This is a genomic window from Pseudomonas gessardii (assembly GCF_001983165.1).
GTDB classification, from domain to species: Bacteria; Pseudomonadota; Gammaproteobacteria; order Pseudomonadales; family Pseudomonadaceae; genus Aquipseudomonas; species Aquipseudomonas gessardii.
Window position 1 is genome coordinate 20,466 of the sequence record NZ_MNPU01000017.1, and the last position, 21,522, is coordinate 41,987.

Consider the following 21,522-nt stretch of genomic DNA (forward strand, 5'->3'; position numbering starts at 1 on the left):
TATCTTGCCATCATCGTTTTCAATCATGGATGTTTTTCGGGGGTCGGTCGAAATGGCAGAAAAAGAAGACGCTAAGCCCGCGAGCGGGCGCTTTAACACGAATGATGAGACGAAGCGGATCGTATGGACACAGACCGCTGGTCATTGTGAACTGTGCGGTACGGATCTAACGTTCGACTATCGTGCCGGCAAGCCAATGAAATGGGGCGAAGTGGCGCATATCTTACCCGCCAGTCCCAAGGGGCCTCGGGGACGCGCGGATCATGATGCTGAGGCGCACACTAACGATACTGCTAACCTGATGCTCCTGTGCCCAGGCTGTCATGACAAAATTGATCGTGACGCAGATGGCTACCCTGAAAATGATCTGAGCGGTTTGCACCAAGCGTACCTTGAACGCATCCGACTCGCCGCAACGACCCCCGATGGTGGCAGAGCCATTCCTCTCATCGTCCAGAGTCAGCACTTTCAGACGATCAACGATATCCCCGTTCGCGATCTGTTGACTGCGATGTCCGCCGAGGGATTAACCGCCTTCGATCAAGGCATCAAAATCGCCTTCGCTGCGCCCGGACCACGTGGCAGGGACACTACCTATTGGCAGAACGTCAAAGACAGCGTCCAGTATGAGCTGGAGCAGCAACTCAAGCGTCGCGGCGGCACTTATGGCGATTCGCCCGCGCTAGCAGTAGTCGGCTTGGCCGACATTCCGGCCTTGATGATGTTGGGCCAGAGTATCGGCGACCGTTCCAAACGCTTGATCTTCTCTTTTCATCGCGAGCATCTTTTGCGCTGGCCCGATCAGTCTGCTGAGCCGCCTAGTTTTCTGTTTACGCCTCCACCCAACGGCGATGGCCCACTGGCGTTGGTGCTCTCCATTTCTGCGCAAGTTCCAGTACGCGACGTGACCGACGCTCTACCCGGTGCACGTATTGCAGAGCTGTCGATCCCAGAACCAAGCTACGCGATGGTACAGAACCGTCGGGTGATTCATGCTTTTCGCGACGCACTTCAAATACGACTGAGCCAGCTTGAGGCTCTGACTCCTGACCCCATCCACGTCTTCGCCGCCATTCCTGCGGCATTGGCCATCGAGTTTGGCGCGTTGCTCACAACACAGCATCAACATACATACCTGATCTTCGATCGGGACAAAGAAAACCAAGATCGGTTTACGCAAACACTGCAATTGGGTCCCGTGGCCCAGGAGGCTATGTAATGCTTTTGAGCAACGAACAGACCAAGCGCAGCAGTTGGGAATATTTTCTGCTTCGCGCCGCGCGGGAGATCTCGCTGTCGGAAGCGCAGTACGAAAAAATCAATGACCGCTACTCCCAACTGGAAAAAATCCTCTCGGCTTCCGACAATCCGTTGCTCGCTGAGGCTCATATTTTCGTTCAGGGCTCAATGCGGCTGAAAACGACCATTAAGCCAATTCCCGGCGCGCCTGCGGATCTGGACACCATTGATGCGGACGCGATTATCTGGCTCCCTCACGCTCAAGGCGCTGGTGCGAAGGAAGTTCTAGAGGCGATTGAGCAGCGTTTTAGGGAAGGCTCCCGCGTTCAGGAAGAAGTTAAGCAACTACGTCGTGGTATTCGAATCGTTTATGCAGACGAAAATCCAGGTTTCCACATCGATGTCACACCTGCCCGGGCGATCAACGGAAATGGCGAAGCAAACGGCGAGGGTAAGCTTGAGGTTCCGGATCGAGTCACAGGATGGAAAGCGAGCAGCCCTATTCCTTACTCGAATTGGTTGCAGGTCGCTTCCGCCCAGGAAATCTCTCTGGAAAGCTTAGTGGTTGCCAAAAGCCAGCGGATGCTTGATGCCGCGACCCAAGATCCTTTGCCGCATTATCAGGATTACATCGATCAAGATCCCCTGCGTGCGACCATTAAGCTGCTCAAGCGGCATCGCGATGAATGGGCCATCAAGACAAGGAGCGCTGATACTCGCCCAATATCTGCGGTCATCACCACTCTAGCCACGCACGCATACCTGGATGTCGTAAAGGAGTCGCAGTCGAAGCCTCTGGCACCGCTCGATGCAATTTTGGAAATCGTTCGCAGAATGCCGCAGCACATCGCGCATAGAGGTAGCGACTGCTATGTCTGCAACCCTGCCGATAACGGCGAAAACTTTGCAGAGAAGTGGAATCGACCGGGCGAGGGGCAAGGCTACCGTCAGGCATTCGCCAAGTGGCATGCGGACGCCAGTGCATCTGTGTCATTAGGTTTGGAAAGTTTTGAATCCAATGACTCCTTTGCCGAGGCAGTGAAAAAGAACTTCGGTATTGCGCCGGCGTTCATCACGGCAGTGAACAATGAAATCCCTGCGAATTGGACGATGCCCGGTCGACCGGATGGCACTACTCGAAACTCTGCTTCGATGGGTTCGCTCTTCGGAGGGGCCAGCGGTGGCGGAACCTCTCAGTCGAGCGTAAAGCCAGTTGGACGCCTTGGCTGATCCTATTAAGACACCATTGCAGCGCGGAATCGCCGCACTGCGTAACACCCTAGGTCAGGATGCTGCCGATGCATTGCTCCAGCCCGCACCCATGCGGGCTGACGAAGCGGCGTGCTTTCACTTCCCCTTGCCCATCGATTACACGGGGCAGGAGCGGCGACTGCGTATAGGTTTCCCCTCCAACTTTCCCCGCGGGCTCTTGCGGCTGAACGTCGAACCCTCTCCATGGCTGGTTTGGCCGCATGCCACTAAGTCGGGGCTTTGCCTTCATGGCTTTCAGGAACGCCCCATCATGGGCTCCCCGGAGGTCGTGGTAGAGGACAGCCTTGCTCGCTTGGCCCAGATCGTTTCGTTGTCCAAGATGGGATCAAACCAGGCAACACGCGATATCGAATTTCAGAATGAGATCACTACCTACTGGTCGTTTCAGCACGGGCAGTCATTCCAGAACCTCTTACTGTTGGATCGACCTCAGGCTGCCTCGCAGTTGTTTGCGCTCAGCGATCCGCGCCGAGCTGTGCCATCCGGTCAGGAAACGGTTTGGTTAGCATCGAATGTAGCTGCACTCAAAGGGCATTACCGACGGGTCGTCGGGCGCTCTGCTGTCATTCGTGCGGCCGAAACTCCCGGTTTTTACGTCAAGCTTCAGACTTATCCGGATATCCGCACCCCGGATCCAGAAGATTTATTGCTGTGGCTAAAGCCACACCTTCAACCAGACGATGCCGAGCAATTGCTGGCATGGTTTGAGCTGCATGGAACGTTGGCGAGTCGATGGATTGTTCTGGAGCTTCCAGGAGGCGCAGATGCTCCAACATATTGTCTCAATGTGCGTTCGCTCGGTGTACAGCAGGAGCGGGGGGCAAAGTTTGGCTTGCGTACAGCTCGCCGGCGGCCAGCTATCGCAAATGCTCATCCTCCGGCGCTCGTCCGAGCAACTGCCCTGGATGTGCTTGATCGAGCGTCCATCCTGTCCCGCGATATAAGCGGCACTGCACAGCACCTTGAAAATGCTCGAGTCGTTTGTGTTGGCGTTGGCTCATTAGGCAGTACGGTGGCAATACAATTGGCACGATCCGGTGTCGGCCACCTTACCCTCATCGATCCTGACACTTTGGTGTCAGCCAATCTGGGGAGGCACGTTCTGGGAGCGGATAGCCTAGGGAGGCTGAAAGCCTCAGCGTTGAGGGACAAGATTCTGTTAGATCTTCCGACGACAGAATGCACCGCTTATTCGACTTTTGCCGAAGTAGTGATGAGTAGCAAACCAGAAGTGTTCGATAACGCAGATCTGGTGGTGATCACGACAGCAGACTGGCAGTCGGAGGTCACTGTATGGCGAACCAAATCCAGCGGCGCTCCTTGGGGGCTTTTACAAGCCTGGAGCGAACCGTATACCCAGGTCGGCCATGCTCTATTCGCACCAGGCGGCACCTTTGATGGCCGTCAGTTGTTCACGGACGTCGGCGATTTTTTGCATAGATTTACAGAGTGGCCGGGAGGCGGTGTTGTTCCACTGCCCGCGTGTGGCGAGAGCTTTATCCCAGGCGGCTCGCTGGGAATGACCAATATCGCCTCTATGGTGTCGCACACGGCCTTACGCGCATTGACCGGCAAGATCGCCACTGCATCTTGGGTCAGCAGCATTTATAGGCCTGAAGATGTGCTGAGCCTAGGAGGCCAATACCATGGGCCCAAACTGCCAGAGGGGACGCAGCAAATCCTACTCGAACGCGGATGGCCGGAAGATAAGGACGAAATGGTATGACGGATATCGCATGGCGCTGGCGATGGCCGGAGGTGGACTCCGAGCTATTGGTGTCCCAGGCGGTCGCGGACATCTTGGATAGTCATCGGCAGGGCCTTTTTGGCGTGGAGCGAGGTGGACAGTTATTCGTCAACCCTGTTGATCCGAAAGGTTTGCTGCTGGCCTTGGCCACGTTGCCTCATCGCGCCGATCGGTCAGGCTGGTCTTGGCTAGAGTTGGATGCGGCGCGGTGCCGTCAGGAGATCCAGGCTGCCAACGAACAAGGGTTACGCCTGGTGGGCTATTGGCATACGCATCCCCAATCCGTTCCGGTGATCTCTCCGGCAGACATCGGTAGTTTCTCCAAATTTGCTGCACGTTACACGCAGGATCTGCCGCACCCAATAGCCATTATTGTCGGCAAGTCCGAAAAACCAGAAGGTATCAAGGCGTGGTCGTTCAGGGACGGCAGATATGTTGAGGCAACCTGGGTCAGATGAACTTCAAGTCAGTGCGGTGGAAGGCAGGTCAGCGTTTATAGTTACCCGCCAGCATTAGGGCGAAGAGCTCTGCCTGAAAGCGGGCATCATCCAATGCGTTATGGTTCGGTTCGCTGAGTGGCTTCAGCACAGCGGTCATTTTGGATGATTTTGTTTCCTTCCAGCTGCAACCTACAGCGCCCATAAAGTAGGCCTTCATGTCGATAGCGGTAAAACCAAAGGGGTTGGTTTCTAGGTATTTGTGGAAGTAGTAATTGACGAATGACCAGTCAAACGGTGCATTGAGTCCTACGAAAATGACCTTTTGCCCCGTTTGGCAGGACGATCTCAGCCACTGATCAAATGTCAGCATCGCCTGTTGCGGAGCGAGACCCTCGCGCTCCAGCTTCTCCAGACTCAGCCCCGATACTGCCAGCGCTTCGGGGTCGTGTTTCGGACTGTCAGGCCGTAGTTCAAGATAGATGGACGTTTCAGGTTGGGCTACAAGACAAGCTCCAATGGAAAGCAGACTGTATTCGCCTGGTATAGGCCCAGAAGTCTCGACGTCGACGGAAACATAAAGCTCATCAGGGTGCATGTCATATCCTTTCGTGTAGTTAACTGATCACGCTCAGGCTCTTAGCCATGTGAAGGTGGAAAGGCAGGTATATCCATTGCCCCATTTTTTGCTGTTTCACTCGCTATCCGGCGTTCGAGCAGCGGCAGTGCCTGTCTACCAGCGGATTGCGCGTTCCTTTGGTCAGCTCTGGGCCCAACCATGATGATGTGTGTCATTCTCTGATGGCGGATGAGGGCCGGACGATCATGAGTGAAACTGAGCGTTGGATAGTAAAATCCCAGAAAACTGAGGACGGAACTGGCGACATCATCATTGATCTGCCTCAAGAGTTGCTTGACCAAATGAGGTTAGGTGTTGGGGACGACCTGGAGCTAACGGTAGCGAATGGCACATTAGTGCTGACGCCCGTGCACAACACAATATCAGTGCGGCCCATGTTTGCTGGCGTCCTGAGTCAGGATGTCTATCATGCTTACCGCATGCGTCTGGAGACGCTTCTTCATATCTCTGTCAATGCTTCGGATCTGGACGTTCACGACATGATAGTAGCTGGCTTCTCGGTCAGCCTGATAAAAATGCTTTGTGATGATGGAACCCTCAGCGACGAAGAACGCGACAGAATCATTCAACCCAAAACGCTTAAAACAAAACTGTCAGCCAATCAGCTTTTAACGTTGCATGAGAGCGATCGCCTGTTCCGGTTTGCACATATTAGCGCCATGGCCGAGGTGATCTTCGGTGACAAAGGGAAGGCCAAACAATGGCTTTCCAAACCCAAAGCCCGTTTTTTAGGAGAAAGCCCATCGGCGGTGGCCACTACAACCTTTGGCACACATCTAGTCGAAGAAATGCTGATTCAAGTGTCTGAGGGCATGTCATTTTGATTCAGTCGCAGCCAAACGGCTTCTACCGCTCCTTGAGTAACATGGATTTCATGCGCCTATGCCCGCGTCGCCTTGCCGAATACGGCATGCACGGGCATCCATGAAGCACTAGGTTTCACCCACATCGGAACCTACCGCGAGGTAAGGTTCAAGCACGGCAATGGCATAGCCGGGTACTGGCGTAAACCACTTTATCTGGTGACAGCTAGATAGAAATCATCCCGTTCAGTGGGATGAGGGGAGAAGGCGGACCAGCTGTAAAATGGCCCAGTGGTCGGCATAGGAACCTCGTGTGTCGCGGGGAGCTAAGCTGAATGATGCTTCTCGTTCGAATCAGTTTTTTTTGATCGGCCGGAGGTACAAATGAACCTGGCAGATTTTGTCTCAGTGCTTTCTGCGGGTGAGAAAATAGACGGGTGCCAACTCACCACCTCAGATGCTGTGGCCCTCGCCAGTCTGCATTTTCCTTCCCGTGCCTATTGTCTTGTTGCTGATTGGGCAATATTGGATCTCGACATTACAACACGTCAGCGAAAAGCCATTACGGATAGACAGCTAATACCTGCTCTCGTTTACGCTTTGACCGTTATCCAAGACAGTAAAGGCCGCTTCCCGCCTGGTGGTTGGGTCCGAACAACGCTGGGTGTTTCCTTCACCCATGGCTGCTTATTTCGAACAAAAAACACAGTTTATGTGCTGATGGGGACCGGTCGAAGGTTGCGCACGGATTTAGACATCGCACTGAGCCTGTGTTGAAAAAAGACTATTTCCGCACAGGTGAGTGACCGGTCGCGCTCACATAATATTTCGTGCCTGAATGAACGCTCGCTGTTGTGTCAATCTATGTTGTTACCAATCGGGCCCCGTATTTGAAGTGCGACCCGTCTGTGTCAGTCTATGTTGCTGTTGTGTGGATCCCGGGTCATCCTACAGGCCCCGATTTACGAGAAGGGCTGTGTCAAACTATGTTGTTGGCAACCAAGGGCTGAAACTACGAATCTGTCGCTGGCGCCTTCGCAGGGAACGTTGAAGGCGCCGCAAACGTGGCGGCGCCGTTAAGCTCCCCCTGCTACGGAGGCGAGAGCCGCCTGCGCATCGCAGGGACCAGGACGACACCCTCGATCAAGCGGTGAACCCACCATCGATGGTCAGGCTTGCTCCAGTGATAAAACCGGACTCCTCGCCTGCCAGGTATGCCACAAACGCCGCTATTTCCTCTGGGCGACTGAAACGATCCAAGGCCATTTGCTCTCTCATGAACCCTGAGAACTCGCCATCCTCGGGGTTCATGTCCGTAGCCACCGGACCGGGCTGGACGTTGTTGATCGTAATACCTCGGGGCCCCAGGTCGCGGGCCAGTCCTTTGACCAGGCCGACCAGGGCGGACTTGCTCATGGCATAAGCCGCACCCCCCTGGAAAGGCATGCGCTCGGCATTGCAACTGCCGATATTGATCACACGGCCACCCTCGGGCATGTGCTTGATTGCCGCCTGAGTGGCGACGAAGACCGCGCGGACATTGACCGCCAAGACCTGATCGAAACTCTCCAGGGAAAGATGCTCGATAGGTGCTATCACAGCCACCCCGGCGTTGTTCACCAGGATATCGATACCGCCCAGGGCAGCGACCGTCTGTTCGACCGCCGCGATGACACTCTGCGGCTCGGCGCTGTCGGCCTGGATGACCACGGCCCTGACACCCCGTTCACGGGCAAGCGTGGCCGTCTTTTCCGCGCTTTCGCGTTGACTCACATAGGTCAATGCTACATCGGCACCTTCTTCGGCAAGCCGCAGCACAATGGCGGCTCCAATACCACGACTACCCCCCGTGACCAGGACTCGCTTACCGGTCAATTTTTTACTCATGGGAACTCTCCAGTTATTGAGATCAACTTTTTCATGCTGAATACATCTCCCGAAGCAACAACAGCCTTCTCTTGGATAAAACTTTGCGGCGAACGAATAGATTGTTTATTTCTTATTAAGAAACTTCACCACCAACTCATTCATGGGCGCCGCGCACTCTTCTGGCAACCAGTGGCCACAGCCAGGAAGAATGTGGCCCTCTACATCATTTGCATATTCTTTCATCTGATCGATCTGAAACTGCCCCATACCACCGTGGCCACCACCGCTTAGCGCCATGGTCGGCATCGTCAACTTGGTTTTCGACAACTTGATGTTTTGTTCAATGCTCTTGTTCAGGGCCCGATAGTATTCAAAGGAGGCATTCAGGCTATGTGGCTTGGAATAAGACTTGGCATACAGGTCCAGCAACTTCTCGGTGAACACACTCGTATTCGTACCGTGGGACTTGATGAAATGACTGAGAAAGAACTTTTCCTTGCCGGTGATCAGGGTTTCAGCCAGCTTCCCATTGGCCGCGAAGAAGCTGAAGTGCCAGACCAGCGACTCGCCTTCGGGCGTGAAGGCCGGAAAGTCATAGGCTTTGGCATCTGGAATGGGGGCTTCCATATAGACCAGTTTGGCAATATCTGCCTGGTTCTTGACCACCATCGGATACGTGTTCCAGATACCAATGTCATGGGCGACAAGATTAAAAGGCTTATCCGGGCTGAAGTTTTTAGCGAGCTTGTACAAATAGGGTGCTACGTCCTCCCCGGAGTAAGCCTTGGGCGGCTCGGACTGCCCTAGCCCGGGAAGATCGGGAGCGACCACGGTGAAATTGCGCGCCAGTTCAGGCATCAATTGATGCCATTCGTACCAGGTCTGGCCAAAGCCATGCACCAGCATGACCAGGGGGCCACTGCCACCGGTAACGTAATGCATCTTCACGCCATCGACTTCCTTGTACTCACTTTTAAATCCCGGCGGCAGCGGAAACTCGGTTTCCGCCAGGGCCCATCCTGAAAAACTCAAGGCGACAGCAGCCAGCACACCCTTAATAGATGTTTTCATGGAACTTCCTCTTTAGTGTTTAATTGAAAACTTTCAGTATCAGAAAGTTTGTAGCGCCAACGACACGACCGACCAATGCTGCAACAGACACTTGTCGCTCCCTATATTTATTGCCTTATCGAACCGACAACTTGACGGGTTCCAGTCAATGACTCTTTTATCAATGTCCGATATTGACAGTAACCGTCGATACACCAGGCTTTTTGTCATCCGACAGGACGAAAAGCAGCAGCGCAACCACCGCGGCCACCAGGCTCAGTGCAGCCCCTACCCAACCGAGCAGAGACAACCCGCCACTCTTTATCACCAGCCCCCCGGCCACGGCCCCTAGACCGATCCCCACATTGCAAGCCGATACATTCAGGGAGGCCGCGAAGGCCGGCGCTTGTGGCGCGGACTTCATGACCCTTACTTGCCCGACGATAAACAGGGCCGCCTGGGCAACGCCCCATACCACCAGGCTGGCCATCAGCATCCAGGCGTCATGGATGACCAGCGTCAATGAACTCAAGCCGACCGCCATCATCAGAGCAAACACCAGCGTCGCGCCCAACGGGCTATGGTCCACGAACTTGCCTCCCAACCAGTTGCCTATCAGCCCCACCAGGCCAAACCCCATGAGCGTCCAGCCGACAAGCGCACCATTGAATCCGGCGAGGCGTTCGAGAATGTCGGCCAGATAGGTGTAGGTGGTGAACATCGCGGTAAAAACCAGCAGCGATAGCAGCAGATGCCCAAGCACCGAGGGACTGCGCAACACCCGGACCTGCTGACGCATCGACAGGACGGCATGCCCCTCCATGCGTGGCAGCAACAGCAACAGAATGGCCTTGGCGAAGGACATCACTGCCAGGATCGCGAACGCAGTCCGCCAACCCCAGGCATCCGAGATCAAGGTGCCGAGAGGTATGCCCAGCACAGTGGCCGCTACCACACCAAAAAACACCCACGATACGGCCCTTCCCGCCTTCGCTGGCCCGGCCAGTTGGGCTGCCGCTTCACTGGCCATGGCCCAGAACACCGGCAACGCCAGGGCCGGGAAAAAACGCGCGAGCGCCATGACCCAAAGGTTATTGGCTGACGCGGCTACTGCATTCGACACCGCAAAGATCAGCAGGCAACCGACGAATAATCGCTTGCGTTCGACATGGCTCAAGGCAGCGGTGAGGAAAGGACCAAAAATGGCGACGGAAAAAGCGAAAAGGCTTACCAGCAACCCAGCCTGGGAAATGCTGATCCCCAGGTCTCGTGCCATCGGCGGAAGCAGGCCGATGATCAGGAATTCGGTGGTGACAATGGTAAAGGCTGCCGAGGCGAGCAATGAAATGGGTAGCAACACGATAATACCCTCGATGGAATCCAGTGCCCCCTGGAGCGGTTAGCGCAAGGCGGGGCATCGCCGATTTACGTAGTGATCGCTATGCTAATTGAAAAAAGATCCTCGTCAAGTATATTTGTATCGATCGATATTTATATATTTAGAGGGCGCTACTGATGGCTATACGCGGAAGACCTCGGACCTTTGACAGGGAGAAGGCCCTGGCCTTGGCCATGGAGGTTTTTTGGGAGTACGGCTACGACGGCGCATCCCTGACACTGCTGACCGGCGCCATGGGCATCAGCACTCCCAGCTTGTACTCGGCATTTGGCAACAAGGAAGTTCTGTTTCGCGAGGCGCTGGCGCATTACCTGTTCTTGCATGGCCCGGACCACCAGGGCTCCCTGGGCAACGCCGCCACCGCCCGGGAAGGCATAGCCGGGTTATTGCGTGAAACGGTGGACATGCTTTGTACCCACCAGCAATCCCGTGGCTGCCTGATTGTGCTGGCAGCCTTGTCCGGAAACCCGGAGAGCAAGGCCGTACGAGATGCCCTGTGCCAGCAGCGCAAGGAGTCCGTCCGGTTGTTTCGACAGCGCCTGGAACAAGGGGCAACTGATGGCGAATTGCCGGTCGAGCGGATCGAAGAGTTGGCGGTGTTCTATTCCACTGTCCTGTTTGGCCTGAGCATCCAGGCTCGAGACCAGGTTCCCCGGGAACAACTGTATTCGGTGGTCGATACTGCGATGCGCGCCTGGCCGCAGGAATAGCCGTTGTGCCAGTCGCCCCAGACGGTCCGCATCAGGCACGGAAAGCGAGGCACCGTCCTTTGGGGGCACCTCGCGCCTGATGGACGAACACTGAGCTACAGGTGGAAATCGCCCGCAGCCTCCGGCTGGTAAAGCACTTTCCTGATCTCAATCCGGCGGGTCCGATCAGAAATCCGCCAGTCGATGGCGTCCCCTTCCTGATAGCCGAGGATGGCGGCGCCGATGTCGGAATACACGGAATGCTTCCCTGCATTGCTGTCGGCGTCTTCAGGGTAGACCAAGGCCACTTCGATCTCTTCTTCGTCCAGCTGCAGCAAAGTCCTAGAGTTCATCGTGACGACATTGCACGCCACCTGCTGCGGCTTGACGACAATGGCACGCTCAAGCTCATGTTCGAGGTCAATAACGGCTGGGCCTTGCTCGAGCGCGATCAGGCTCTCGAGCCTGGCCTTGTCGATTTCAGTGATGTAGATCCTGGTGGAGTCGCCAAAGGCGCCTTCGCGCAAGAACTGGAGGTAGCGCCCCGCCGTCATGGAAAATGATTTCAATGTCGGCGTTTCGCTCTCAAGCACAAAGCCGCTGCGCAGAAAGGCTTTCAGCGAGCGCGCGTTGTCCGGGTGGATCTTGGCGATGAGCTTCTTGGCCCGCATGTCGAGGAACGCCAGTTTCATGCCTTCGCGGATCGTGCGGGCGCCAAGGTTGCGGCCCCATTTGTCGCTGTCTCCGATGACCAGGACGATCTCGCAATCTGAGCCGGTCTTGATTAGACGGACAAAGCCCACCGGGGCGTCATGCCGGTCATAGGCCATGAAGAATCGACCGCCCCGGTTGAATAGATGGGTCAGGATCGGCAATTGAGTCCGATCGATGGCTTGCTCGATGGAGCGGGAGACATGACGCGAATCGCTCAGATAGCAGGTGACGCGCTCATCCTCCAACCAATCCATCAGCGTCAGCGCGTGCGCCCGAGTAATTTCAGGGCACAGCGAAATGAAAGGCTTGTTCATCTTCAGCACACTTATTTGTAGTCGAAAAGGATGGAAGCCTGTCATGGCTATGGCCATGACGGTTCTTTCGGCAACCGGCTATGTTAAGACATAACGCGGGTAATGCCGAACAGCCTGGAACAGATGGCGCCTGACATTACGTTTTCGTGAGCAAGCCCGCACATTCGATCGCCGTTAGCCTTTAGACAGGTGTGACTCAGGTCCACCAATACCGCACCAAATGAAAGAAAATCGGCGCCGCAAAACACACCGAATCCAGCCGATCCAGCATCCCGCCGTGTCCTTCGATCATATGTCCCCAGTCCTTCACGCCTCGGTCGCGCTTAATCGCCGACATCACAATCCCGCCGGCAAAACCCAGCAGGTTGATCAGCAGTGCAATCAGGAAGGACTGCCAGGGGTTGAACGGGGTGGTCCACCACAGCGCTGCGCCGATCAGGGAGGACAGCAGGATCCCGCCGACAAAGCCTTCGACGGTTTTCGACGGTGACAGGTTGGGCGCGATCTTGTGTTTGCCGAACAGTTTGCCGCACACGTACTGCAATACATCCGAGAGCTGCACCACGATCACTAGGTAGGCGATCAGCAGCAGGTTGCGGCCCTCGTAGCCGACGATATCGAGGGTCAGCAGCGCTGGCACGAAGGACACGCAGAACACCGCGATCATCAGCCCCCACTGCACTTTCGACGCTCGTTCCAGGAAGTGCGTGCTGTCGCCGCCCAGCGAGGCCAGGATGGGCAGCAGCAGGAACACGTAGACCGGGATAAAGATCGAGAACAGGCCGTACCAGTCAAAGTAGATCAGCAGGTATTGCAGGGGCAGCGCCAGGTAGAACGCGGCGACCAGTGCCGGGTAGTCGCTGCGGCGAGTGGGTGTGAGGGTGAGGAATTCGCGCAGGGCGTAGAACGATACGGCGTAGAACAGCAGGATTACCGCGCCGGTGCCGAGCCAGAAGGCGATGCCGATCATCACCACCATCACCCACCAGGCATTGATGCGAGCGTTGAGGTTGTCGATCACCGCGTTGGGTGTGCCACGGGTGCGCAGCTTGAGGATCAGGCCGATCAACGAGGCGAGCACCAGGATCAGGCCGATGCCGCCGAACAACATCAGGGTTTGGCTATCCATGTCAGGAAGGCTCCGGGGCGAGGGCGAGCAGGGCGTCGCGGCTGCGGGCGAGAAACAGGGTTTTGTCTTCACCGTCTGCAAGCTGCAGCGGTGCGCCAAAACTGGTGGTGCACAACAGCGGCAGCGGCAGCACACGGCCCTTGGGCATCACACGGTTGAGGTTGGCGATCCACACCGGGATCAGTTGCGCCTGTGGGTAACTTTTTGCCAGGTGATACAGGCCACTCTTGAAAGGCAACAGGCCATCTTCCAGGTTGCGCGTGCCTTCGGGGAATATGATCAGCGAGTCGCCGTGCTCCAGGGCTTCGAGCATCGGTTGCAACGGGTTGTCCACAGGGTCTTTGCGTTCGCGGTCGATCAGCACGCCGTTGAACACCCGGTTGATGATGTAGCGGCGCAGTGCACTCTTGTTCCAGTAGTCGGTGCCGGCCACCGGGCGCGTGGCTTTGCGCAGGTTTTGCGGCAACGACGCCCACAGCAGCACGAAGTCGCCGTGGCTGCTGTGGTTGGCAAAATAGATGCGCTGCACCGGTTCCGGGGCGCAGCCCAGCCACAGGCTGCGGGCGCCGGTTACTGTGCGGGCCATGGAGGTAATCAGGGTCGCGACCAGGGGTTCGAGCATGAGGATTCTTTATCCGGCGAAGGGCAGCCACGGGCTGGCCAGGATGACGGCCAATGTCAGTAACACTTGCGCGCCCAGCAGGTAAGCCTGTTTGCGCAGTAACTTGAGGGCGCCACGCCGGCGTTCGGTCCAGGGCCGGCTGGGGCGGTTGGCGGGTTGCAGGCCCAGGGTCTGTAGGGTCTGGTCCAGCTCGCCGGTACGTTCTATGTCCTTGGCCATCAGCGCAAACAGATCGGCGTCGAAGGCCACCCGTAGTGCCCAGTACTTTTGCAGCAGTCCGAGGATAATCATCCACAGGCTCAGCAGCAGGCAGATCGGCGTGATGCTGACCATCAACCATTGCGCCAGGCCAAACAGCACCCCGAGCAGGGTCAGGCCTGTGGATAACTGATCCAGGGAGCGGCCTCGGCGTAGCAGGCTGGCGACCACCTGGAGTTGCATATCAGCGGGCATAAGGCAGTGCTCCCAAGGCTTGACGATGATTGGCGTGCAGGACCACATCCGGTCGTGCTGTACGAATAATAGCCAGCGCTTCATCCACTGTGCTGGCGCGCCCGCTGTGCAGCAGCCAGGCCGCCACGGCGCTGGCGCTGCGGGAGTAGCCAAGGGCGCAGCACACCAGCAACGGCCCGTGTTCGCGCAAGCGCTCAATGGCTTGGGCCGCTTCCAGGCACTGCGCAGGTGTAGGGGCGGTCAGGTCGAGGACGGGCAGGGCATGGTATGCGCGGCCCTGTGGATAAATAGGCAGTTCGGCACACAGATCGACCACGGCACTGAATGAATTCAGCTGCGCTGGCGTCGGAATCCGCCCCAGCCACACGTTATCCACAACCCGGTCTGGCTGCGGATGCTTGCGCGTCCATAGCCGCGAGTTGAGCCACGCCGCCGCGAGATAAGGCGCATACAGCCAGCGTGCTGCCGGGCTGAGGCGGCCATCGGCGCGTTTCTGAAAGCCTGCGGCGCCCAGCAGCCAATAGTTGAGTGCCACCAGCAACACCGCGACGGCAGGCCACAGCAGCCATAACCAGGCGCCGCCCCCGGTAAAGGCGGCTATCGCCAGCCCCAGGGCGCCCAGTGCGTAACGCAACCCCAGGCGCCAGCGTTTCGGGTCTTTGGCCAGCCGCGCATTCAGCAGCGGGCTTGGATGATCCACCGGCCAGAGCCACACACACAGCCAGCCGGCCAGGGCACCTGTGGGTAAGTCGATAAAGTGATGCTGGTAAGTGGTCAGCACCGAGATACCAATCAGCGCAAACCAGCCATGCACCAGCCAGCGCCACAGGCCTTGGCTATGCCGCTGGTACATGACCCACAGGATCACCAGCAAAGCGATATGCAGCGACGGCGCCTGGTTGAACGGTTTGTCGAACCCCGCCAGCACCGCGAACAGCCAGCCGAACACGCCGTCCATTTCCGGGCGTTCAAAGGTGAAGCGCAACGGCCAGAGCAGGAAGCAGCTCACGGCAATCACCTGGGCACTGAGCAGGCGCAGGGCATGTTGCTTGAGCTCATGGCGGCTGTTGGGCAGCAACAGGGAGAAACCGTAGAGCAGGTCGATCGACCAATAGGGCACGATGGTCCAGGCCCAGAACGGCATATGGGTTTCCCAGCCGAACACCAACGTGCCGACATCGCTGCGCTGGCTGGTGACCCAGGTGGCAAAGCCGTAGGTGCTGAAAAACAGCGGCGCCAACAGCAGCAGCCACAGCAACGCGGGTTTGAAGAGGCCCGGTTCGCGCATGGTCAGATCTTCTGCGCCAGCGATACGCTGAAAATGCCCCACTCATCCACACGCTGGGTGATCTTGCGAAAGCCCGCCGCTGCCACCAGTTGATCCATTTCCGCCTGGCTGCGACGGCGCATCACCCAGGCCTGGCCCTGGCGATGGCTGGTCAGGGCACGGGCGATCAGTTCCAGTTGCGGGTGCCACGGTTGGCCGGTGTACACCAGGTAGCCACCGGGCTCCACGGCTTCGGCCAGGCCAGCGAGGGAACCTGCGACCATAGCGTTGTCGGCAAACAGCTCATACAGCCCGGACACCACCGCCAGCGTCGGCTTGGGCGCCAGTGCCGCCAGGTCGGCCCGGTCGAAGGCATCGCCTTTGACGAACTGCGCAATATCCCCCAGGCCTTTCTCGCGAATCAGCGCGCCACCGTCGCGCACGTTGATATCGCTGTAGTCGCGCAACAGGATCGATTCCGGCAGTGGGGAAACGCCCTGCAAGGCTTCCAGAATGTACCGACCGTGCCCTGCGGCGATGTCGACGATACGCACCTCGCGCCCGTCGTCCCGCAGCTGGGTCATGGCCAGGCGCAGCAACTCTTCGGCATGCAGCTTGCGCTGGCGGATCCCGCGCCAGCCAATTGAGTTCAGGTAGTTGGTATCGATCATCCGCCCTAGCGCGCCCTTACCGGTGGGGGTATTGCGGTACACGTAGTCCAGGGTGCTGCCCGAGTCGAAACCGGTGTCGAAGCCCAGCTTCACCCCCTCGGACAATTGGCGGCCCAGGCCCATGCTGGCGCGGGTCATGCGCCAGTACAGGTCGCGCAACGAGTTGCGCGGCAGCGGCGCGGCGAGGGCTTCGGATTCGGCGCAGGTCGCGCCGAGCTTGTCGGCATCCAGCAGGCTGGCGCGGTCCAGTGGGTGGGCAAAGTTTTGCAGGATAAAACGCCTGGCGCTGGCCAACGCCACGGCGCGGTCACGTTCGCCGAGGGTGTCGTGGAAAAAGCCGGGGAGGATGTGCAGTTCCTTTTTCAGGCTGCCAAGGCGCTCAAAGAACTGTTGCTGGGGTTTGCGATGCACCACAAAGTCCGAGCCGGAGATCAGCAGTTGGGTCGGCACCTGGATGGCCTGGGCATCGGCGACTACGCGGTCGGCCGCTTCGTACAGGCCCAGCAGCACATTCACCGAGATCGCCTTGGTGATCAGCGGGTCAGTGTCATAGGACGCGACACGCTCGGGGTCATGGCTGAGGAACTTGGCCTTGACGTAGCTGTTGACGAAAAAGTTGCCGCGAAAGCGCCGCATCAACGCCAGGCCCGGGCGGGCGAAGGGCACGTAGAGCTTGACCTTGAAGGCCGGGGAGGCAAGCACCAGGGCGCGGATGTTCGGCGCGTAGTCATGGACCCAGGTGGCGGCGATCACCGCGCCGACGCTTTGGGCGATGACGGCGAGGTTGTCTGGCGCGATGCCATAGGCGCTGCCGATATGGTCGCAGAAGGTCTGCACATCCCGCGCGCTGGTGGCAAAGCTTGGGCTGTCGCCACGCTCGCCGGGGGACTGGCCGTGGCCACGGGCGTCCCAGGCGAAGAAATCGAAGTGCGGCAGGTCCAGTTCATCCACCAGGTGTGCAATGCGCCCGGAATGCTCGTGGCCCCGATGGAACAGCAGGATCGCCTGGCGTGGCTCGGGCCCGGTGGCGGTGGTCGCGGGCCAATGCCGATAGAAAAGCTCTACGCCATCATGGGTGCTGAAGGTGTGCTGTTGCTGTTCGCGCATCGCAAGATCCTTATGCCGTCGGGGAGATGTCGGGTTGTTCTTTAAGGCCCTGGCGCACTCGATTGACCAGGGTATAGGCGAGCAGTGCAGCCACCAGCCACATCACCCCATCGACCCAGCCTGCGCCGAGCCAGCCCAGGGCCACGCCGGTGGCCAGCACACCGAGGACAAATGCACGATCACTCTTGCCCATGGGGCCGTCATAACGCCGCGAGGCACCGACCATGGGCCCGAGCACGCCGGCGTATTCGCTGAACACCGCCAGCAGCGTCACCAGCAACACCGGCGCCAGGCTGGCCCCGGGGATCAGCGCAAACGGCAGGATCAGCGCACTGTCGGCGATCACATCGCACAGTTCATTGAGGTAGGCGCCCAGGCGTGATTGCTGGCCGAACTCCCGGGCGAGCATGCCGTCGATGGCATTGAGGGCCATGCGCAGGATCATCCACAACGGGATCAATATGAACACCCAGGCGTGCTGGGCGAAACCCGCGACCAGCAGGCCCACCAGCAACGACACGACCCCGGCCAGCACGGTGATCTGGTTGGCGGTGGTGCCGTTGTCATACAGGCGCTGCACCAGGGGCCGCAGCAGGTTTTGAAAACGCGGTTTGAGCTGATAGATCGAAATCATGAGAGTGACGCTTCCTTGTCCGTGATCCCGCGAAAAATCTGGTGTGAGTGTGACGATAAATCGCGGTGGGCACTAGTGATGGTTCCTACAAGGATTCAGGAAACCACGAAAATTCTCACAGCGTTGTAACGCCTCTCAGGCACCTCACTCTAGTGCTGTGTCGGGACTGAACAAACCGTTCAGCCGACCCCCTACAGACCCATGAGGAATACCACAATGAATATCAAGAATGCCGTTTCCGGTGCTGCCCTGGCCATTGCTGCCGCCACGATGTTTGCCGGTGTCGCGACCCAGGTCCAGGCGGCCGATGAAGCGAACGTGCATTGCTATGGCGTGACCTCCTGCAAAGGCATGAACGACTGCAAGACCGCCGAAAACGCCTGTAAAGGCCAGGCTGTCTGCAAGGGCCATGGCTTCAAGGCCATGACCAAGGCCGCCTGCGATGCGGCGGGTGGCAAAGTCGGCGAATAACCGCGAATACGTGATCCCGCAGCGGTGTGCACGTCGCTGCGGACACTTTCCAGGAGTTCGTCATGTCGCTATCGGTTCCTTGCCTGGGCTACGGCCTGGGATTACGCAGCACTTACTATCAACAGATTATCGAGCAGTCGCCGGATGTGGACTGGTTTGAAATCGTCTCCGAGAATTATCTGGTGCCGGGCGGCAAGGCCCTGTACTACCTGGACGCCATCGCCGAGCGTTATCCGTTGGTGATGCATGGGGTGTCCCTGTCGATCGGCGGGCCCCATGCCCTCGATAGGGATTACCTCAAGCAACTCAAGCAATTGGCCGACCGGGTCAAGCCGGCGTGGGTGTCCGATCACCTGTGCTGGAGCCGTGGCAACGCCCATCAACTGCATGACTTGTTGCCGCTGCCCTATACCGGGGAAAGCCTGCGCCACGTCGCGGCCCGTGTGCGGCAGGTACAAGATGTGTTGCAGCGGCCATTGGTGCTGGAAAACGTCTCCAGTTATGTGCGATCCAAGGACGATGAATTCACCGAGTGGGAATTCCTCAGCGCCTTGAGCCACCTCAGCGGTTGCGAGCTGCTGTTGGACGTCAACAACGTGTATGTCAGCTCGCGCAACCATGGCTTCGACCCCTGGACCTTTATTCGCAACCTGCCGCCGCAGAGCATCCGCCAACTGCATTTGGCCGGACATATGGACTACGGCGACTATGTGGTTGATACCCATGACCATCCGGTGTGCGATCCGGTGTGGCAACTGTTTCAACAGACCCTGGAACACCTGGGGCCGGTGGCCACTTTGCTGGAGCGTGATGACCACTTCCCGCCGTTCGCCGAGTTGCTCGATGAGCTGGGCAAGGCCCGTGAGTTGGGGGCTGGCGCCTTGGCCCGGAGGTCGCTATGCGCCTGATCGACTGGCAGCTGGCATTTGAACGGCATCTCTTGGCAGAGGCTGGCAACTGTGGTTTTGCCAGCACCTTGATCGGTGGCCCGACCCTGGGTGTCGAGACGGGCCTGGCGATCTATCACAACGCCTATCGGGCCCGTTTGCTGGAAGTGATGCAGGGGGATTTCCCGGCCGTGTGGCATTGGCTGGGGGATGATGAATTTGCCGGGTTGGTGGCGGCCTATGTGCAGCGCTATCCATCGGCGCATTTCAGCTTGCGCTGGCTGGGGCAACGGTTTGCAGACTTTATCGACGAGCATCTGGTCGCCGAACAAGCCGCCCCCCTAGTGGAGCTGGCGCGCCTGGAATGGGCCTTTACCCTGGCGTTTGATGCGCCTGCGGGCCAACCCCTGAGCCTGCCGGACATGGCCCGGCTGGCGCCCGAGGCCTGGCCATTGTTGCAGGTTGAGTGGGTGCCGGCAGTGCAGCAGGTGTTGTGTCGCTTCAACAGCCTGCAGATTTGGCGTGCGGTCAAGGCACAGGCTGGGTTTCCCGGCAGCCAGCCGTTGCCGCTGGCCGAGGTGTGCCTGATCTGGCGTGACCAGCAGGTGTGCCGCTACCGCAGCCTGGAGCCCGCCGAGGCATATGCCCTGGCCGGGATGGTCGACAAGGGGTGGACGTTTTCAGAACTGTGCGCCGAATTGGCAGTCACTTATCAAGAGGGCGCGCCGCTGCAAGCTGTTACCTGGTTGAAACAGTGGGTTCAGGACGGTTTGCTGCAATGTCGGGCACCATAGAATGGGGCTATTAAATCGATAGCCTGCTACTTTTTTATGGATGGTCTACCCTCATTTCAGACGTCTGAAACGAGGGGGACTACTCATGTTTGCGCAACTTCCACCGGCCTTACAGAATCTTCAGCTTCCGCTGCGTCTGCGACTCTGGGATGGCCATGAATTCAACCTGGGCCCGGAGCCCAGCGTCACCATCGTGGTCAAGGACCCGGTGATGGTGACGCAACTGAGCCATCCCACGCTCGACTCCCTGGGGTCTGCCTTCGTGGAAGGCAAACTGGAGCTGGAAGGCTCCATCAGTGATGTTATCCGGGTGTGTGACGAATTGAGCCATGCCCTGGTCGAGGAGGCTGAGCACACCGGAGCGGTGCGCTCGATCCACGACAAGGCCACGGACGCCGCCGCGATTTCCTACCACTACGACCTGTCGAACGAGTTCTACCAGCTCTGGCTGGACCGTGACATGGCCTATTCCTGCGGTTACTTCGAGACCGGCAGCGAATCCCTCGACCAGGCCCAACAAGACAAATTCCGCCACCTGTGCCGCAAGCTGCGCCTGCAGCCTGGGGAGTATCTGCTGGATGTCGGTTGCGGCTGGGGCGGGTTGGCGCGTTATGCGGCGCGTGAGTTCGGGGTCAAGGTGTTCGGCATCACCCTGAGCAAGGAACAACTGGCATTGGCCAGGGAGCGGGTGCTCGCCGAGGGCCTGGAAGACCGGGTGGAGCTGGCGTTGCTCGACTACCGCGACTTGCCACAGGACGGGCGGTTCGACAAAGTGGTCAGCGTCGGTATGTTTGAACATGTCGGCCACGCCAACCTGGCGCAGTACTGCCAGACCCTGTTTAGCGCCGTGCGTGAAGGTGGCCTGGTGCTCAACCATGGCATCACGGCCAAACATACCGATGGCCGCCCGGTGGGGCGTGGTGCCGGGGACTTTATCGAGCGTTACGTGTTCCCCAATGGCGAGCTGCCGCACCTGGTGATGATCAGCGCCGAAATCAGCGAAGTCGGCCTGGAAGTGGTCGACGTGGAAAGCCTGCGCCTGCATTACGCGCGCACCCTGGACCACTGGAGCGAGCGCCTGGAAGACAACCTGGAGGCGGCGGCAAACATGGTCCCGGCCCAGGCGCTGCGTATCTGGCGCCTGTACCTGGCGGGTTGCGCATATGCGTTTGCCCGGGGCTGGATCAACCTGCACCAGATCCTGGCGGTCAAGCCCCATGCCGATGGCAGCCATGAGTTGCCGTGGACGCGGGAAGATCTCTACCGCTGAGATCTTTGGCTACGTTGAAATACTAAATGTGGGAGCTGAGCTTG

22 protein-coding genes are annotated in these 21,522 nt (G+C 58.3%); 11 read left to right on the top strand and 11 right to left on the bottom strand.

Annotated elements, in window-relative coordinates; translation table 11 throughout:
• Positions 1–52 precede the first annotated feature (52 nt).
• From BLL38_RS13815 to BLL38_RS13830, 4 genes are read left to right on the top strand one after another with little or no spacing between them, the layout of a single operon-like run.
• Positions 53–1,219, top strand: coding sequence for an SAVED domain-containing protein (locus BLL38_RS13815; protein WP_025992777.1), 1,167 nt, complete (start codon positions 53–55; stop codon positions 1,217–1,219).
• Entirely contained in the window at positions 1,219–2,469 is a 1,251-nt protein-coding gene (locus BLL38_RS13820; protein ID WP_019334920.1) for a nucleotidyltransferase domain-containing protein, read from the top strand. Before BLL38_RS13815 ends, BLL38_RS13820 begins: the two co-directional genes overlap by 1 nt.
• Positions 2,453–4,237, top strand: a complete 1,785-nt coding sequence (locus tag BLL38_RS13825) for a HesA/MoeB/ThiF family protein (protein ID WP_038444650.1) — start codon at positions 2,453–2,455, stop codon at positions 4,235–4,237. Before BLL38_RS13820 ends, BLL38_RS13825 begins: the two co-directional genes overlap by 17 nt.
• Positions 4,234–4,716, top strand: coding sequence for a Mov34/MPN/PAD-1 family protein (locus BLL38_RS13830; RefSeq protein WP_019334922.1), 483 nt, complete (start codon positions 4,234–4,236; stop codon positions 4,714–4,716). Before BLL38_RS13825 ends, BLL38_RS13830 begins: the two co-directional genes overlap by 4 nt.
• A gap of 28 nt (positions 4,717–4,744) precedes the next feature.
• Here the strand turns inward: BLL38_RS13830 and BLL38_RS13835 are convergent, their stop codons facing one another.
• Positions 4,745–5,293 (bottom strand): 3'-5' exonuclease, encoded by a 549-nt coding sequence (locus BLL38_RS13835; RefSeq protein WP_038444646.1) that lies wholly within the window; start codon positions 5,291–5,293, stop codon positions 4,745–4,747.
• A gap of 227 nt (positions 5,294–5,520) precedes the next feature.
• Here BLL38_RS13835 and BLL38_RS13840 point away from each other — a divergent pair, with 227 nt between their 5' ends.
• Positions 5,521–6,159 carry an antitoxin Xre/MbcA/ParS toxin-binding domain-containing protein gene (locus tag BLL38_RS13840; RefSeq protein WP_306474135.1) on the top strand — a complete coding sequence of 213 codons (639 nt, stop codon included), beginning with the start codon at positions 5,521–5,523 and terminating at the stop codon, positions 6,157–6,159.
• A 363-nt stretch (positions 6,160–6,522) separates the two neighbouring features.
• Complete coding sequence (locus BLL38_RS30540) at positions 6,523–6,915, top strand: DUF6957 family protein (RefSeq protein ID WP_074321239.1); 393 nt, start codon at positions 6,523–6,525, stop codon at positions 6,913–6,915.
• Between the two features lie 366 nt (positions 6,916–7,281).
• Here the strand turns inward: BLL38_RS30540 and BLL38_RS13850 are convergent, their stop codons facing one another.
• The 3 genes from BLL38_RS13850 to BLL38_RS13860 form a co-directional block, all read right to left on the bottom strand.
• Positions 7,282–8,025: a 3-oxoacyl-ACP reductase family protein gene (locus BLL38_RS13850; protein ID WP_076963051.1), complete on the bottom strand. Its 744-nt coding sequence runs from the start codon at positions 8,023–8,025 to the stop codon at positions 7,282–7,284.
• Between the two features lie 105 nt (positions 8,026–8,130).
• Positions 8,131–9,078, bottom strand: a complete 948-nt coding sequence (locus tag BLL38_RS13855) for an alpha/beta fold hydrolase (protein ID WP_076963052.1) — start codon at positions 9,076–9,078, stop codon at positions 8,131–8,133.
• Between the two features lie 160 nt (positions 9,079–9,238).
• On the bottom strand, positions 9,239–10,417 hold the full coding sequence (locus BLL38_RS13860; protein WP_076963053.1) for an MFS transporter: 1,179 nt from the start codon (positions 10,415–10,417) through the stop codon (positions 9,239–9,241).
• Positions 10,418–10,629: 212 nt separating this feature from the next.
• Between BLL38_RS13860 and BLL38_RS13865 the strand changes: the two genes are divergently transcribed.
• A complete protein-coding gene (locus tag BLL38_RS13865) occupies positions 10,630–11,166 on the top strand; it encodes a TetR/AcrR family transcriptional regulator (RefSeq protein WP_242627612.1) in 537 nt (178 codons plus the stop codon).
• Between the two features lie 95 nt (positions 11,167–11,261).
• Here BLL38_RS13865 and BLL38_RS13870 read toward each other — a convergent pair whose 3' ends face one another.
• From BLL38_RS13870 to BLL38_RS13900, 7 genes are all read right to left on the bottom strand, one after another.
• Entirely contained in the window at positions 11,262–12,230 is a 969-nt protein-coding gene (locus BLL38_RS13870) for a bifunctional GNAT family N-acetyltransferase/nucleoside diphosphate kinase regulator (protein ID WP_169866709.1), read from the bottom strand.
• A gap of 139 nt (positions 12,231–12,369) precedes the next feature.
• Positions 12,370–13,302, bottom strand: a complete 933-nt coding sequence (locus BLL38_RS13875) for a phosphatidate cytidylyltransferase (RefSeq protein WP_076963055.1) — start codon at positions 13,300–13,302, stop codon at positions 12,370–12,372.
• A 1-nt stretch (position 13,303) separates the two neighbouring features.
• Entirely contained in the window at positions 13,304–13,924 is a 621-nt protein-coding gene (locus BLL38_RS13880) for a lysophospholipid acyltransferase family protein (RefSeq protein ID WP_076963056.1), read from the bottom strand.
• A gap of 9 nt (positions 13,925–13,933) precedes the next feature.
• Positions 13,934–14,377 carry a hypothetical protein gene (locus BLL38_RS13885; protein WP_076963057.1) on the bottom strand — a complete coding sequence of 148 codons (444 nt, stop codon included), beginning with the start codon at positions 14,375–14,377 and terminating at the stop codon, positions 13,934–13,936.
• The gene (locus BLL38_RS13890; RefSeq protein WP_076963058.1) at positions 14,367–15,665 is read right to left on the bottom strand and encodes a phosphatase PAP2/dual specificity phosphatase family protein; all 1,299 of its coding nucleotides are present in this window, start codon (positions 15,663–15,665) and stop codon (positions 14,367–14,369) included. The genes BLL38_RS13885 and BLL38_RS13890 overlap by 11 nt, the downstream gene beginning before the upstream one ends.
• 2 nt (positions 15,666–15,667) lie before the next feature.
• Complete coding sequence (locus tag BLL38_RS13895) at positions 15,668–17,422, bottom strand: bifunctional alpha/beta hydrolase/class I SAM-dependent methyltransferase (protein ID WP_076963059.1); 1,755 nt, start codon at positions 17,420–17,422, stop codon at positions 15,668–15,670.
• A gap of 10 nt (positions 17,423–17,432) precedes the next feature.
• Positions 17,433–18,056 carry a CDP-alcohol phosphatidyltransferase family protein gene (locus BLL38_RS13900; protein WP_076963060.1) on the bottom strand — a complete coding sequence of 208 codons (624 nt, stop codon included), beginning with the start codon at positions 18,054–18,056 and terminating at the stop codon, positions 17,433–17,435.
• A gap of 216 nt (positions 18,057–18,272) precedes the next feature.
• Between BLL38_RS13900 and bufA2 the strand changes: the two genes are divergently transcribed.
• From bufA2 to cfaB, 4 genes are all read left to right on the top strand, one after another.
• The gene (gene bufA2, locus BLL38_RS13905) at positions 18,273–18,527 is read left to right on the top strand and encodes a BufA2 family periplasmic bufferin-type metallophore (RefSeq protein WP_076963061.1); all 255 of its coding nucleotides are present in this window, start codon (positions 18,273–18,275) and stop codon (positions 18,525–18,527) included.
• Between the two features lie 62 nt (positions 18,528–18,589).
• The gene (gene bufB, locus BLL38_RS13910; RefSeq protein ID WP_076963062.1) at positions 18,590–19,435 is read left to right on the top strand and encodes an MNIO family bufferin maturase; all 846 of its coding nucleotides are present in this window, start codon (positions 18,590–18,592) and stop codon (positions 19,433–19,435) included.
• Positions 19,426–20,208, top strand: coding sequence for an HvfC/BufC N-terminal domain-containing protein (locus tag BLL38_RS13915; protein ID WP_076963063.1), 783 nt, complete (start codon positions 19,426–19,428; stop codon positions 20,206–20,208). Before bufB ends, BLL38_RS13915 begins: the two co-directional genes overlap by 10 nt.
• Before the next feature lie 85 nt (positions 20,209–20,293).
• Complete coding sequence (gene cfaB / locus BLL38_RS13920; protein ID WP_076963064.1) at positions 20,294–21,478, top strand: C17 cyclopropane fatty acid synthase CfaB; 1,185 nt, start codon at positions 20,294–20,296, stop codon at positions 21,476–21,478.
• Positions 21,479–21,522 lie beyond the last annotated feature (44 nt).

What these genes read in the sequence shown, in the direction of transcription:
- bufA2 (WP_076963061.1), top strand. Translation starts at nt 18,273, where the DNA reads ATGAATATCAAGAATGCCGTTTCCGGTGCTGCCCTGGCCATTGCTGCC.
- BLL38_RS13830 (WP_019334922.1), top strand. Translation starts at nt 4,234, where the DNA reads ATGACGGATATCGCATGGCGCTGGCGATGGCCGGAGGTGGACTCCGAG.
- BLL38_RS13850 (WP_076963051.1), bottom strand. Translation starts at nt 8,025, where the DNA reads ATGAGTAAAAAATTGACCGGTAAGCGAGTCCTGGTCACGGGGGGTAGT.
- BLL38_RS13865 (WP_242627612.1), top strand. Translation starts at nt 10,630, where the DNA reads ATGGAGGTTTTTTGGGAGTACGGCTACGACGGCGCATCCCTGACACTG.
- BLL38_RS13875 (WP_076963055.1), bottom strand. Translation starts at nt 13,302, where the DNA reads ATGGATAGCCAAACCCTGATGTTGTTCGGCGGCATCGGCCTGATCCTG.
- BLL38_RS13900 (WP_076963060.1), bottom strand. Translation starts at nt 18,056, where the DNA reads ATGATTTCGATCTATCAGCTCAAACCGCGTTTTCAAAACCTGCTGCGG.
- BLL38_RS13820 (WP_019334920.1), top strand. Translation starts at nt 1,219, where the DNA reads ATGCTTTTGAGCAACGAACAGACCAAGCGCAGCAGTTGGGAATATTTT.
- BLL38_RS13915 (WP_076963063.1), top strand. Translation starts at nt 19,426, where the DNA reads ATGCGCCTGATCGACTGGCAGCTGGCATTTGAACGGCATCTCTTGGCA.
- BLL38_RS13880 (WP_076963056.1), bottom strand. Translation starts at nt 13,924, where the DNA reads ATGCTCGAACCCCTGGTCGCGACCCTGATTACCTCCATGGCCCGCACA.
- BLL38_RS13815 (WP_025992777.1), top strand. Translation starts at nt 53, where the DNA reads ATGGCAGAAAAAGAAGACGCTAAGCCCGCGAGCGGGCGCTTTAACACG.
- BLL38_RS13890 (WP_076963058.1), bottom strand. Translation starts at nt 15,665, where the DNA reads ATGCGCGAACCGGGCCTCTTCAAACCCGCGTTGCTGTGGCTGCTGCTG.
- BLL38_RS13895 (WP_076963059.1), bottom strand. Translation starts at nt 17,422, where the DNA reads ATGCGCGAACAGCAACAGCACACCTTCAGCACCCATGATGGCGTAGAG.
- BLL38_RS13855 (WP_076963052.1), bottom strand. Translation starts at nt 9,078, where the DNA reads ATGAAAACATCTATTAAGGGTGTGCTGGCTGCTGTCGCCTTGAGTTTT.
- BLL38_RS13870 (WP_169866709.1), bottom strand. Translation starts at nt 12,230, where the DNA reads ATGGCCATAGCCATGACAGGCTTCCATCCTTTTCGACTACAAATAAGT.
- BLL38_RS13840 (WP_306474135.1), top strand. Translation starts at nt 5,521, where the DNA reads ATGAGTGAAACTGAGCGTTGGATAGTAAAATCCCAGAAAACTGAGGAC.
- BLL38_RS13885 (WP_076963057.1), bottom strand. Translation starts at nt 14,377, where the DNA reads ATGCCCGCTGATATGCAACTCCAGGTGGTCGCCAGCCTGCTACGCCGA.
- bufB (WP_076963062.1), top strand. Translation starts at nt 18,590, where the DNA reads ATGTCGCTATCGGTTCCTTGCCTGGGCTACGGCCTGGGATTACGCAGC.
- BLL38_RS30540 (WP_074321239.1), top strand. Translation starts at nt 6,523, where the DNA reads ATGAACCTGGCAGATTTTGTCTCAGTGCTTTCTGCGGGTGAGAAAATA.
- BLL38_RS13835 (WP_038444646.1), bottom strand. Translation starts at nt 5,293, where the DNA reads ATGCACCCTGATGAGCTTTATGTTTCCGTCGACGTCGAGACTTCTGGG.
- cfaB (WP_076963064.1), top strand. Translation starts at nt 20,294, where the DNA reads ATGTTTGCGCAACTTCCACCGGCCTTACAGAATCTTCAGCTTCCGCTG.